11 protein-coding genes are annotated in these 11,865 nt (G+C 70.2%); 5 read left to right on the top strand and 6 right to left on the bottom strand.

Annotated features, from left to right (window positions below):
- Positions 1–3 precede the first annotated feature (3 nt).
- From AC068B_RS15545 to AC068B_RS15530, 4 genes are all read right to left on the bottom strand, one after another.
- A complete protein-coding gene (locus AC068B_RS15545; RefSeq protein ID WP_478671946.1) occupies positions 4–873 on the bottom strand; it encodes a carbohydrate ABC transporter permease in 870 nt (289 codons plus the stop codon).
- Positions 866–1,813 (bottom strand): carbohydrate ABC transporter permease, encoded by a 948-nt coding sequence (locus tag AC068B_RS15540; RefSeq protein ID WP_478671945.1) that lies wholly within the window; start codon positions 1,811–1,813, stop codon positions 866–868. Before AC068B_RS15540 ends, AC068B_RS15545 begins: the two co-directional genes overlap by 8 nt.
- Positions 1,813–3,066, bottom strand: a complete 1,254-nt coding sequence (locus AC068B_RS15535) for an ABC transporter substrate-binding protein (RefSeq protein WP_478671944.1) — start codon at positions 3,064–3,066, stop codon at positions 1,813–1,815. The genes AC068B_RS15540 and AC068B_RS15535 overlap by 1 nt, the downstream gene beginning before the upstream one ends.
- Positions 3,067–3,134: 68 nt before the next feature.
- The gene (locus AC068B_RS15530; RefSeq protein WP_478671942.1) at positions 3,135–4,268 is read right to left on the bottom strand and encodes an ROK family transcriptional regulator; all 1,134 of its coding nucleotides are present in this window, start codon (positions 4,266–4,268) and stop codon (positions 3,135–3,137) included.
- A gap of 425 nt (positions 4,269–4,693) precedes the next feature.
- On the opposite strand from AC068B_RS15530, the gene AC068B_RS15525 reads away from it, so the two are divergent.
- Both AC068B_RS15525 and AC068B_RS15520 read left to right on the top strand, forming a co-directional pair.
- Positions 4,694–5,785, top strand: a complete 1,092-nt coding sequence (locus tag AC068B_RS15525; protein ID WP_478671941.1) for a mechanosensitive ion channel family protein — start codon at positions 4,694–4,696, stop codon at positions 5,783–5,785.
- Between the two features lie 80 nt (positions 5,786–5,865).
- The gene (locus AC068B_RS15520) at positions 5,866–6,792 is read left to right on the top strand and encodes a cation diffusion facilitator family transporter (RefSeq protein ID WP_478671940.1); all 927 of its coding nucleotides are present in this window, start codon (positions 5,866–5,868) and stop codon (positions 6,790–6,792) included.
- A 20-nt stretch (positions 6,793–6,812) separates the two neighbouring features.
- Here AC068B_RS15520 and AC068B_RS15515 read toward each other — a convergent pair whose 3' ends face one another.
- Entirely contained in the window at positions 6,813–7,178 is a 366-nt protein-coding gene (locus AC068B_RS15515; protein ID WP_478671939.1) for a lipoyl protein ligase domain-containing protein, read from the bottom strand.
- Between the two features lie 226 nt (positions 7,179–7,404).
- On the opposite strand from AC068B_RS15515, the gene AC068B_RS15510 reads away from it, so the two are divergent.
- The 3 genes from AC068B_RS15510 to AC068B_RS15500 all read left to right on the top strand — a co-directional run bounded on the left by AC068B_RS15510 (position 7,405) and on the right by AC068B_RS15500 (position 10,095).
- Positions 7,405–7,791 (top strand): hypothetical protein, encoded by a 387-nt coding sequence (locus tag AC068B_RS15510; RefSeq protein WP_478671938.1) that lies wholly within the window; start codon positions 7,405–7,407, stop codon positions 7,789–7,791.
- Between the two features lie 21 nt (positions 7,792–7,812).
- Positions 7,813–8,946, top strand: coding sequence for an aminotransferase class V-fold PLP-dependent enzyme (locus AC068B_RS15505; protein ID WP_478671936.1), 1,134 nt, complete (start codon positions 7,813–7,815; stop codon positions 8,944–8,946).
- 156 nt (positions 8,947–9,102) lie between these two features.
- A complete protein-coding gene (locus tag AC068B_RS15500; protein ID WP_478671935.1) occupies positions 9,103–10,095 on the top strand; it encodes an esterase/lipase family protein in 993 nt (330 codons plus the stop codon).
- Between the two features lie 110 nt (positions 10,096–10,205).
- Here AC068B_RS15500 and AC068B_RS15495 read toward each other — a convergent pair whose 3' ends face one another.
- Positions 10,206–11,579: a phenylacetate--CoA ligase family protein gene (locus AC068B_RS15495; protein ID WP_478671934.1), complete on the bottom strand. Its 1,374-nt coding sequence runs from the start codon at positions 11,577–11,579 to the stop codon at positions 10,206–10,208.
- Between the last annotated feature and the right edge of the window lie 286 nt (positions 11,580–11,865).

Here is an 11,865-nt window from a genome sequence, read left to right as displayed (position 1 = left end):
GGGTCAGCTCTTGGAGCCGGACAGGGCGACGCTCTGGACGAAGTACCGCTGGAGGAAGACGTAGACGAGCAGCATCGGCAGGCTCGCGATGAGCGAACCGGCCATCATCACCGGGTAGTTGGTCTCGTACTGGCCCTTGAGGGAGGTCAGTCCCGCGCTGATCGGCATTTCCTGGGGGTCGGTGTTGACGACGAGCGGCCACAGCAGGTCGTTCCAGGACCACATGGCCGTGATGACGGCGAGGGCGGCCAGGGCGGGCCGGATCAGCGGCAGCATGATCGACCAGAAGATGCGGAAGGGGCCCGCGCCGTCGATGCGGGCGGCCTCCTCCAGCTCCTTGGGGAGCGTGAGGAAGAACTGGCGGAGCATGAAGGTGCCGAATGCGCTGAACATGCCGGGCAGGAAGAGCGCGGGGGTGGAGTTGAGCAGGCCGAGCGACTGGATGATGTCGTACTGCGGCAGGACGAGCAGTGAACTCGGCACCATCAGGACGGACAGGAAGAGCGCGAACAGGACGTTACGGCCGCGGAATTGCATGCGCGCGAAGGCATAGGCGGCGAGCGAGCAGAACACGAGCTGGCCGAGGGTGCGCCCGACGGTGTTGATCAGGCTGTTGGTGAGCATTTCGCGGAACGGCAGCGCGGTGAAGACCTCGTCGAAACTCGACCAGTTCCAGGTGTCGGGCAGGAACGTGGGCGGCACCCGTGAGGTCTCCGCGAGGGTCTTGAGCGCGGTGAGCAGCTGCCACAGGAACGGGAAGACCATCACGAGCGCGCCGAGGGAGAGCACGGCGTGGGTGGCCACGGATCCGGCGTTGAAGCGCTTTCGGGCGGCGGGTTCGACCGGCGTGTGTGCGGCAGGCGTGTCAGGCATAGTTCACCCACCTCTTCTGGATACGGAACTGGAGATACGTCAGGGCCGCGATGACCAGCATCAGCAGGAAGGCGAGCGCAGCCGCGGCGCCCTGCGCGTTCTCGATGAAGGCCCATTTGTAGAAGAGGCCGACGACGGACTGCGTATCGCCGATCGCGGGATTCTTCTCGGCCATCATGATGTAGATCAGGTCGAAGGTCTGCAGGGAGTTGATCATGCAGATGACGGAGGCGAAGAAGATGGTGGGGCTGAGCAGCGGGAGCGTGATGGTGAAGAACCGGCGCAGCGGCCCGGCCCCGTCGAGCTCCGCGGCCTCGTAGTAGTCCTGCGGAATTCCTTTGACGCCCGCCATGAAGATGACCAGGTAGTAGCCGGTGGTCGACCAGACCATCACCGTGCCGATCGCGTAGACGGCGGTGGAGGGGTCGGAGACCCAGTAGTTGCGGTCGATGCCGAACCAGCTCAGCATTTCGTTGAGGAGCCCGAAGTCGCCGTTGTAGAGCCAGTTCCAGACCAGGCCGACGGCGACGGGCAGCGTCACGAACGGCAGGAAGTACAGGGCGCGGTAGACGGAGACGCCGCGCAGTCCGCGCCGGTTCAGGAGGGACGCGACGACGATGGCGATGGGCAGTGCGGTGAGCCCGATGACGCTGTAGATCAGGGTGTTGCCGAGCGCCTGCCAGACGGTGACGTCCTTGACGACGCGCAGGTAGTTGTCGGTGCCTATGAAGGTGTGGCCGCCGAACGCGCCGAACTCGGTGAAGCTGAAGTAGAAGGTCTGCAGCAGCGGCCAGAAGTAGAAGACGGCGAAGCCGAGACCGAGCGGCGCGATGAACCAGTAGGCGGCGCGTTGGTTGCGGGCTCCCGGGCGTGCGCCCGACGCGGACGCGGGGCTGCGGCCGGCCGCCTTGGCGGCGGCCGTCGCGGGAAAGACACTCATCAGTCGCGTTCCTCCTTCAGGGCCCGGTCCATCTGCTCGCCCAGCGTGCGGGCGGCGCTCTCGATGCCGCCCTTGCCGCTGAACGCGGCGCCCAGCAGCGGGTATTGGAGGTTCTCCCAGACCGCGGTGTTCTTGGAGCTCGGGTAGGGAACCGCGTACTCCTCCATCTCGATGAAGTGCTTGAGGTCGAATTCCGGCATCGACTTGATCCAGGCGTCCTGCGTTCCCTCGTACGAGGAGATGGTGACGCCCGCCGCGGCCTGGATCTCGGCGGCCTCACGGCCCGCCATGAAATGCACGAACTTCCAGGCGGCCGCCTTCTTGTCGCTCTTGGCGGAGATGACGTTCGCGAGGCCGTGGATGATGGTGGCCCTGCGCCGCCCCTTGGGCAGGACGGCGATGCCGCCGTGGTCCTTGAGCGCGGGTACGGCGTACATCTGCCCCGCCATCGCGGAGAGGTCGTAATTCATGGCGACCTTCTCCGACCAGTAGCGCACGCGCCCGATGGACTCGACCATCGCGCTCTGCGGGGGTGACCAGCCACGGTCGATCATGTCAGTGAGGAAGCGAAGCCCCGAGATGGACCGTTCGTCGCCGAAGCCCGAACGGCCGTCCTCCAGGACATAGCCGTCGGCCGCGCACATGGTCGGATAGAACTTCATCTGCCGGTCCATCTCGGCGGCGAAGCCGTGCACGCGCTGTCGGGGATCGGTGAGTTCGGCCGCCGCGTCGCGCACGTCGTCCCAGGTCCAGGTCTCGTCCGGGTACTTGATGCCCGCCTTGTCGAAGAGCCGCTTGTTGTACCAGAGGCCGATGGTGTCGAAGTCCTTGGGCAGGCCGTACTGCGTGCCCCGGTAGGCGTAGAGCTTCACCAAGGCGTCCGGGTGGCGGTCCACCGGGGTGGCGTCGGCCTTGACGTGCCCGGAGAGCGGTTCGAGGACGCCGTTGGCCGCGTACAGCTGGAAGTTGACGGCGTTCATCCAGAACACGTCGGGTGCCGTGCCGCCGCGCATGGACGTCTTGAGAGTGGTCCAGTAGCTCGCCCAGGGCGTCAGCTGGATCCGCACGGAGATGTCCGGGTTCCGCTCCCGAAACGCGGCGATGACCTTCTCCATGCCCGGCACCTGCGCCGGGTCCCACATCCCGTACGAGAGCGTGGTCCTGCCACCGCTGTCCGTGCCGCCGCCCCCTTTGGAGCAGGCGGCGAGCAAGGGGGCCGCCAACGCCCCGCCGAGCAGAGTCCTTCTGCGCATGTGCGCCTTCGCCTCCCGATGAGTCGTCGGACGCCCCGCGGCCCGCCCGCGCGGGGGCGGGCGGGCCGCTACGGCGCCGTGTCCGCGAGCAGGTCCTCCTCCACTCGGTCGAGCGCCTTGCGTACGGCGCCGATGGCCACGTTCCGCTCGCCGAGCGTGCTCAGCGCGATCCGCGGGACGTGCAGGGTCATGGGGTGCAGCCGCTCCTGGAGCAGCGGCACGAGGTGGCGGCCGACGGGGGCCGCCCCGCCGGTCAGCACGATCAGTTCCGGGTCGACGGCGAGCGCGAGCGCCGCGATGCCCGGGGCGAGGCGGCCCGCGAAGTCCGCGACGGCTGCCAGCGCCCGTGGATCGGCGGTGTCCGCGGCGCGGGCGAGCGCGGCCACTTCGGACTCGCCGTCGCGCCGCGCGCCCGGCCACTTGAGGGCTTCCTGGGCGGTGCTCATGCCGAGCAGGGGCAGCATGCCGAGTTCGCCCGCGCCGCCACGCCTGCCCCGGTGCAGCCGTCCGCCGATGGTGAGGCTGCACGAGACACGGTGTCCGGTGAGTACGCAGACGACGTCAGCGGCGAGGGTGGCCGCGCCCTGCCAACGCTCGGCGAGGACCGCGAGGTTCACGTCGTTCTCGACGAGGGTGTGGCCCGGCCCGCCGTCCTGGAGCAGCCGTCCGAGGTCGACGCCCGACCACTCGGGCACCACCACGGAGGTGACGACTCCGCCCGTGTCGACCACGCCAGGGACGCCCACGCAGCGGGCGAGGACGGCGGCGCGGCGCGGGGCGTGGGTGTCCAGGAAGGTCTCCGTGGCGTGCCGCAGCAGGTCGAGGCGGGCGCTGCCGCCGAGCTCCGGGTCGATGTCGCGGCGCTGCACGGCCAGGACGGTGCCGCCCAGGTCGGCGAGGAGCAGCACCATTTTGTGGAGCCCTATGTCGGCGCCGAGCACGCATCCGGCCTCGGCGCGGAAGCGGAAGCGGCGTGCGGGGCGGCCCGGTGGGCGCTCGCCCGCCTCCTCCGCTGACTCGCCGACGAGCCCCCGTTCGGCCAGTTCCTCGACGGCTGCTTCCACGGTGGGCCGGGACAGGCCGGTGCTCGCGGCGAGTTCGGCGAGGGTGCGGGGGCTGCGGCGGTGCAGGGCGCGCAGCACGACGGTGGTGTTCAGCCGCCGCAGGGCGTTCAGATCGTGCCCCCGTGCCCCGTTCCGCATCAGTCCTCATCCCGATTCCGCGCGGCGGCAGCCCGGTTGACGGGCTGCGACGTCCGGCGCCCCGCCGAATTAGAGAGGAGACTTGCATATCCGAAGCGGTCCGGGAACCCCTGCGGCAACGGTCGGTCGAAGTGCGTTTCGAGCGTGTCGACCGGGGTGACACGGCGCAAGCGTGCAGATGCCATCGGGCGGACGGACGAGGCCGGGTGGACGGACGTGACCGGTTCGTGAAGATCCAGGTGGGGGTACGCGCGCCTGCTGTGTCGGGATGGGGCAGGATGACGTCCGCGCCGGGTGGAACTCCCGCACGGAGCCCCCGCCCCGGCGTGACCGCACTCCCCGGAATCGAGCAGGTATCACAAGGTGACGACACATCACATACGCCGCATTCAGGCGCCCTCTCCCCTGACGACGGGAGCGAACTGATGACCCGTACGCTCACACTGCACGACTGGATCATGGCCGGGATCGCGGTGGCCGCGGGCGTCGTGGCCGGGCTGCTGCTCCGTGCGCTGCTGCGGTGGCTGGGCGAGCGGGCCAGCAGGACCCGGTGGAGCGGTGACGACGTCATCGTCGACGCCCTGCGCACCCTCGTCCCCTGCGCGGCCATCACCGCGGGGCTCGCCGCCGCGGCGGGCGCGCTGCCCCTCGCGCCGCGCACCGGGCGCAACGTGACCATGACGCTCACCGCGCTGCTCATCGTGGCGGGCACGCTGACGGCGGCCCGGATCGTCACCGGCCTGGTCAGATCCCTGGCGCAGTCCCGCTCCGGAGTGGCCGGGTCGGCCACCATCTTCGTGAACATCACGCGGGTCGTCGTGCTCGCGATGGGCTTCCTCGTCGTCCTGCAGACCCTCGGCATCTCCATAGCGCCCCTGCTCACCGCGCTCGGCGTCGGCGGTCTCGCGGTCGCCCTGGCGCTGCAGGACACGCTCGCCAACCTCTTCGCGGGCGTGCACATCCTCGCGGCGAAGACCGTGCAGCCGGGCGACTACATCCAGCTCAGCAGCGGGGAGGAGGGTTACGTCGTCGACATCAACTGGCGCAACACCACGGTGCGTCAGCTCTCCAACAACCTCGTCATCATCCCCAACGCCAAGCTGGCGAGCACCAACATGACCAACTACAGCCGCCCCGAGCAGGAGCTGTCGATCATGGTGCAGGCCGGGGTGAGCTACGACAGTGACCTGGAGCAGGTCGAGAGGGTCACGATCGAGGTCGTGGACGAGGTGATGACCGACATCACCGGCGCGGTGCCCGACCACGAGGCGGCCATCCGCTTCCACACCTTCGGGGACTCGCGGATCAGCTTCACGGTGATCCTCGGCGTCGGGGAGTTCAGCGACCAGTACCGCATCAAGCATGAATTCATCAAGCGCCTGCACCAGCGCTACCGCGCGGAGGGCATCCGCGTCCCCGCCCCGGCGCGCACGGTGACCGTCCAGCAGGGCGAGCTGCCGCCGCCGCTGGGCATCCCGCACCAGCGGGACGCGTCGGTCTCCTCGCAGCTCCACTGACCGATCCGCGCTGGCCCGACTGGGCCGAGTGGCCGACCGCTCGGTGGCGGCTCCCCCGGACCCGTGTTCCACTCGCGGGCATGGGGCACGACCACGGTCCGTCCGCGGCGACGACGGGCGGCACGCTCAGCGGCACGTACCGCAACCGCCTGCTGTGGACCATCGGCATCAGCGCCTCGATCACCGTCATCCAGGTGGTCGGCGCCCTGCTGTCCGGCAGCCTCGCGCTGCTCGCCGACGCCGCGCACAGCCTGACCGACGCGGTCGGCATCTCCCTCGCGCTCGGCGCCATCACCCTCGCCCAGCGCGCACCGACGCCACGGCGCACGTTCGGCTTCTACCGGGTGGAGATCTTCTCCGCGGTCCTGAACGCGGCCCTCCTCGTCGCCATCTTCGTCTGGGTCCTGTGGTCGGCGATCGGCCGGTTCAGCGAGCCGGTGGAGGTCAAGGGCGGCCTGATGTTCGTGGTCGCGGTGGGCGGGCTCCTCGCGAACCTGGTGGGCCTGTGGCTGCTGCGGGACGCCAAGGACAAGAGCCTGAATCTGCGCGGCGCGTATCTGGAGGTGCTCGGGGACGCGCTCGGCTCGGTCGCGGTGATCGTGGGCGGCCTGATCATCCTGCTCACGGGGTGGCAGGCCGCCGACCCGATCGCCTCGATCGTCATCGGCCTGCTGATCGTGCCGCGGGCGTACGGGCTGCTGCGGGACTCCGTGCACGTCCTGCTGGAGGCGACCCCGCAGGACGTCGACCTCGGCGAGGTGCGGCGGCATCTCCTGGAAGAGCCTGGCGTGGTCGCCGTGCACGATCTGCACGGCTGGACCGTCACCTCGGGGATGCCGGTGCTCACCGCGCATGTGGTGGTCACGGAGGCGGCTCTCGCGAACGGGTACGGGGAGCTTCTGGAACGACTGCAGCGCTGCGTCGCGGGCCACTTCGACGTGGCCCACTCCACGCTTCAGCTGGAGCCCGAGGGACATTTCGAGGAGGGCGGGGCGCTGCACAAGTGAGCGAGGCGGGCCCACCCTGACTACTGGGCCGGTCCGCTCGGTCTGCCCGGGTGGCGCGCACCGAAGGCCGTCGCCACCGCCGCCCGCACCTCGGCCTCACCGGGCGCCCCGACGCCCCGTTCGGCGGCCATCTCCGCGAGCGAGGTCATCGCCGCACGGGGCAGCCCGCACGCGGTGAAGCGTGTGAACTCGTCCAGGTCGGACGCGATGTTGAGCGCGAACCCGTGGCCCGTGACGCCGCCGCGGATGCGCATCCCGATCGACGCCAGCTCGTCGTAGGAGTGCTCGAACTGCATCAGCATGCTGGACCGTGTGGTCATGTAGGTGCTGATGGCGCCGGGAAGACCGCCGAGCACCACGCCGACCAGACCGATGACCACTGTCACGTCGACTCCTCGTCCCCCGGACCCAAGAAGCCCAAGAAGCCCAAGAAGCCCAAGAAATGGCGCACCGAAATCGAGCCGCCACCAGGAAACAGGAAACGCCCCTCCCAGCGCGTCGATTCGCGCATATCCGAGGCCCGTTCCCTATGTTGATCCGACGTAGAGCGCACTGCCTGCCTCGCCCCCCTGAGCTCAACACCTGAACACGGAAGCCACATTGAAGTCGACCATGAAGCACCTCAAGCACGTCTCGGCCCTCTCCGGAGCCACCGCCGCCCTCCTGGTCCTGTCGACCGTCACCGCCGCCGCGACACCGACGCCGCCCGCACCGTCCGCACCTCACCCGACGCTCACCGCCAAGGCATCGGCGAGCAGCGTGCGGGTTTCCGAGGAGTTCCGCATCACCGGTGAGAGCCACGACATGCCGACCGGCACGCGCGTCACCCTGCAGCAGAAGCAGGGCGCGAAGTGGGTGCCGCTTCCGGCTTCGGTGAACACCACGCCCCAGGGGACGTACAACATGCGGGTGGTGCTGGGTCTGGAGGGTCCCAACGCGCTGCGCATGACGGGCGGCGAGGCCGTCTCGCCGGTCGTGAATGTCACGGTCCGGCCCTGAGCGCGCTGGCACTCTTTCCGTATGGGAATACATGATCAGTACGGGTTGACGCGGATCATCAACGCCAGGGGGACCTACACCCCTCTCGGCGTCTCGCGCAGCGACGGCAGGATCGCGGCCGTCGTCGCCGAAGCGCTGGGCGAGTTCTTCGTCATGACGGAGTTGCAGGACGTCGCGAGCGGGGTCATCGCCGGGGTGACGGGCGCGGAGGCCGGGGCCGTCGTGCACTGCACCTCCGCCGGCCTCACGCTGTCCGTCGCGGCGGCGATGACGGGGGATTCCGCGGAGCGCGTCGCCGCGCTGCCTGACAGCTCCGCCATGCCCGCGCGCGTGGTGCTGCCCGCCGGGCACACGGTCGACTACGGCCATCCCCTGCTGCAGGACATCCGGCTGGCCGGTGCCACTCCCGTCCCGGTGGGGACGGCCGCCGAGTGCTCCGTCGCGGATCTGGAGGAGGCCCTCGCCCACCCGGACACGGCCTGCCTCCTCCTCGTGTCGTCCCGGCTCGTCCGGGGCGCGGACATCCCCCTCGCCGAAGCCGTCGCCGCCGCGCACCGCCGCGGGGTGCCCGTCGTCGTCGACGGCGCCGCGCAGGATCTTCGGGTCGGGGAGCTCCTCGCCACCGGCGCCGACCTCGTGCTCGTCAGCGGGCAGAAGTATTTGGGGTCCCCCACGGCTGGCCTGGTGATGGGGCGGGCCGGGATGGTGCGTGCGGTGCGGGCGCAGGAGAAGGGCATCGGCCGCGCGATGAAGGCGAGCAAGGAGGCCGTACTCGGCGTGCTCGCCGCCCTCCAGGTGCGGCAGGAGCTGGACTTGGACGCGTGGCGGCGCGCGCAGGCGGACAAGGCCGCGCGGTTCGCGGAGCGGGCCGGTGCCCTGCCGGGCCTCGACGCGACGCTCGCCCCCGATCCGACCGGGCTGCCCTTCTCCCGCGTACGCCTCGCCGTCGACCCCTCGCAGGCGGGGCAGGACGCCGCCGCTCTGGCCTTGGCCCTGCAAGCGGGGTCTCCGCAGATCTGGGTCATGACGGAGGAACGGGAGGGGGCACGGGGGGAGACCGTTCGTGAGCTGGTTCTCGAGCTCGTTCCGCTCACGGGTGCGGAGATCGACGTGGTGCTGGATCGGCTGGCCGCCGCCCTTCCGCCGGGCGACTGAGCCGCCTCACCCCATCGCGGCTCGACCACAACTCCCTTGCATTGTGGGGCTGTTGAGGATGGCGGGGCTACTGTAGTTGTTGACGTTCACGTGGCGTCGCTCCCACGATGGAAGCCTCCCTGATGGGGAGCCCCACACTCTTCCGTGGAGGTTCTTGTGCGCTCGTCCTCATGGCTCGGCGGCCTCGCGGCCGCCGTGCTCACCCTGACCGCGCTCCCGGTCTCCGCCGCCCGCGCCAACGCCGAGCCGTCACCTCCACTGGAGATCCCCGCGGCCCAGCTCGCCGACGCCCTGCACTGCGGGACGGACCTCCAGGACATGCGCGCGGCCAGCGACAAGCCGACCGTCCTCTTCGTCCCCGGCACCGGCCTCAAGGGCGAGGAGAACTACGCCTGGAACTACATGGCGGAGCTCAAGAAGAAGGGCTACCAGTCCTGTTGGGTGGACTCCCCCGGCCGCGGGCTCAGGGACATGCAGGAGTCCGTCGAGTACGTGGTGTACGCGACGCGCGCGATCCAGGAGGCCACCGGCCGCAAGGTCGACCTCGTCGGGCACAGCCAGGGCGGGCTCCTGACGGCCTGGGCGCTGCGCTTCTGGCCGGACCTGCCCGAGAAGGTCGACGACATGGTGACGCTGGGCTCCCCCTTCCAGGGAACCCGGCTCGCCTCCCCCTGCCGCCCGATCGCCGAGGTCGCGGGCTGCCCGGCCTCTGTCCTGCAGTTCGCCCGTGACTCGAACTGGTCGAAGGCTCTCGGCGCCGACGGCACGCCCATGCCGGAAGGCCCCTCGTACACCACCGTCTTCTCCTACCTCGACGAGTCCGTGGTGGCCGACGGGCAGCCCGCGTCGCTGCCGGGCGCCCGTCGCATCGGCGTCCAGGACATCTGCCCGGGGCGGCCGTGGCCGACGCACATCGCCATGGTCGTGGACCAGATCAGCTACGACCTCGTCGCCGACGCGGTCGATCACTCCGGCCCCGCCGACGCCGCCCGCATCGACCGTGCGCACTGCGCCAAGGCGATCATGCCGCTCAACAGCGAGGAAGCCGTCAACGCCCTGCCCGGCCTGCTGAACTACCCGATCGAGCTGCTGATCCACAGTCAGCCCTGGGTGAAGGAGGAGCCCGCACTGCGCGACTACGCGCGATAGGCCCGCGGACCCGCACACGCACAGGCCCGCACACGCACAGGCCCGCTCACGCACAGGCCCGCTCACGCACAGGCCCGCTCACGCACAGGCCCGCTCACGCACAGGCCCGCTCACGCCGCGAGCGGGATGATCGTGCGGTACTTGCCGCCCGACGCCTGCCGCGGCGGCTCCTCCGCCCGCTCCACGGTGACGTTGTCCAGCTTGTTGTCGGCCAGGAGATGGGTCAGGCCGTCGTGAGCCTTCCGCCACACGTGGTCCGCGTCGGCGCCGGGGGCCCTGACCATGCGTACCCGCAAGGTCGCGGGCGCGGTCTGCTCGATCTGGAAGAGCTCGACGCCCGGCATGCGGTCGAACAGGCTGCTGAAGGCCAGCGGGGTGAGCCTGACGTCGTCGCCGCGGCGCGTCGGGAAGGTGAGGATGTCGCCGACCCGGCCCTGGACCCGGATCGCGGGCGACGGGGTACCGCACGGGCAGGGGTCGGGGCGGAGCATGACGCTGTCCCCGAGGTCGTAGCGGAGGAATGGTTGTACGCGATTGGCGAGGTTGGAGATCAGGACGGTGTGCGAGAACTCCCCCGGCGGGGTCGGCCGGTAGTCCTCGTCGACCGGTTCGAGCACGGCCCAGTCGTCGTTGACGTGGTACCAGCCCTCGGCGCAGCCGTGACTGAGGTACGTGCACTCCGTCGCGCTGTACATCGTGCGCACCTTGGCCCCGAAGGCCTGCGCGATGCGGTCGGTGTCGCTGTCGCTCATCGTCTCGCCCGCGGGCTCGATCAGCACCGGGTCGATGTGCAGGCGGCCCGCCTCCTGTTCGGCGGTGAGCAGCATGATCGTGCTGGCGTAGCCGATGACGAAGGCGGGGCGGTATGCGTTGAGTTGCGCGACCAGGTGTGCGAGCGGCTCGTGCACGGAGAAGGCGCGGAGCAGCTTGCTGCGGCCGCCGCCCTCCTGGGTCATGCGGGAGTATCCGGCGAAGCCGACGTAGTGCCCTTCGGTGGCGACGAGTTGGGCGAAGCGGCCGCCGTGCAGCACGGCCCTGGCGATGCCGAGCGGGCCGAGCCAGGAGGCGAGCGCCCGGGAGGAGACGGCCGAGGACACGTTCATGTACCGGTCGTCGAGCACGAACAGGCCGCGCCTGCCGCTGGTGCCCGAGGTGGTGGCCACCAGGTACCTGCCGAGGAAACGGCGGCCGATCAGACCGGGGTCGTCGGTGAACGCGCGGACCTTCTCGAAGGTGATGTCCCGGTCCGTCGCCCAGTCGTCGAAGCGGTCCATCAGCTTCTTCTTGTCGGTGACCGGCAGCAGCGTCGGGTCCTCGATCCGCTCGGGCAGGCCGCGGTAGAGCTCGCGGTAGTACGGCGACGCGGAGCGCGCGCAGGCCACCAGGTCGGCCAGTCGGTCGCCGCGCCGCCGCGCGACATCGGCCGCTCCCTGCTTGCGGGCCTTGCGGACGTCCCGCGTCAGCCACGCCATGCTCTCGGTCATCGTCCTGTACTCCTTCGGTGGCAGGTCCCGGCCCGCGGCCGGCTTGCCGGAGGGCAGCGGGCACCCATGCGTCGGCCTTCGCGGATGGCCCGCGGAACGGCACACCTTGAACAACGCATAGTCGCCCCAAAAGGTGACAACCCCGCTGGCGCGCCCGGGCCGGTCGAGTGGCCAGCTGCCGCCGGTTCACACGGGGCTGGATCCAGCCACTCGACTCCCGTTTCCCGCCCCCGCAGCCACCCCGCACAGATGCCGTCACGTGCGGCGCAGGCGCCTCAGAGACCAA

This window comes from Streptomyces sp. NPDC042371, assembly GCF_056437465.1.
This window is presented reverse-complemented; position numbering and strand designations above follow the sequence as displayed.

Coding starts and splice junctions, on each gene's coding strand:
- AC068B_RS15535 (WP_478671944.1), bottom strand. CDS start 3,066: ATGCGCAGAAGGACTCTGCTCGGCGGGGCGTTGGCGGCCCCCTTGCTC.
- AC068B_RS15520 (WP_478671940.1), top strand. CDS start 5,866: ATGGGGCACGACCACGGTCCGTCCGCGGCGACGACGGGCGGCACGCTC.
- AC068B_RS15505 (WP_478671936.1), top strand. CDS start 7,813: ATGGGAATACATGATCAGTACGGGTTGACGCGGATCATCAACGCCAGG.
- AC068B_RS15540 (WP_478671945.1), bottom strand. CDS start 1,813: ATGAGTGTCTTTCCCGCGACGGCCGCCGCCAAGGCGGCCGGCCGCAGC.
- AC068B_RS15545 (WP_478671946.1), bottom strand. CDS start 873: ATGCCTGACACGCCTGCCGCACACACGCCGGTCGAACCCGCCGCCCGA.
- AC068B_RS15510 (WP_478671938.1), top strand. CDS start 7,405: ATGAAGCACCTCAAGCACGTCTCGGCCCTCTCCGGAGCCACCGCCGCC.
- AC068B_RS15525 (WP_478671941.1), top strand. CDS start 4,694: ATGACCCGTACGCTCACACTGCACGACTGGATCATGGCCGGGATCGCG.
- AC068B_RS15495 (WP_478671934.1), bottom strand. CDS start 11,579: ATGACCGAGAGCATGGCGTGGCTGACGCGGGACGTCCGCAAGGCCCGC.
- AC068B_RS15530 (WP_478671942.1), bottom strand. CDS start 4,268: ATGCGGAACGGGGCACGGGGGCACGATCTGAACGCCCTGCGGCGGCTG.